Genomic DNA, 265 nt, shown 5'->3' on the forward strand with positions numbered 1-265 from the left:
ATGTATCGCTGATCAACGGACTGACGACGCCGCCCAGCGCGCTCCGGTGCAAAATGGTCAATTGGGAGAGCAGGCCGGGATCGGCGCGAATTTGTCGCGGGGTCAGGCCGGTAAAATGCTTCACCTCGCGAATCATGTGCGACTGGTCGTAGAAACCGCGGTCGATCGCATCGGCGACCCCTTCCTCGCCCCCACGCATCGCCACCGCCGCGCGCAGCGCGCGATATTTGCGGGCGAGCACCTTTGGCGGCGCGCCGTACAGGAT

General features: G+C 64.5%; 1 pseudogene. It reads right to left on the minus strand.

What is annotated here, in order from left to right:
• Window positions 1–265: pseudogene (locus C1X29_RS29980) on the minus strand (helix-turn-helix domain-containing protein); the annotation flags it as partial.

This window comes from Pseudomonas sp. GW456-12-10-14-LB2 (genome assembly GCF_002884345.1).
Lineage (GTDB): Bacteria > Pseudomonadota > Gammaproteobacteria > Pseudomonadales > Pseudomonadaceae > Aquipseudomonas > Aquipseudomonas paraglycinae.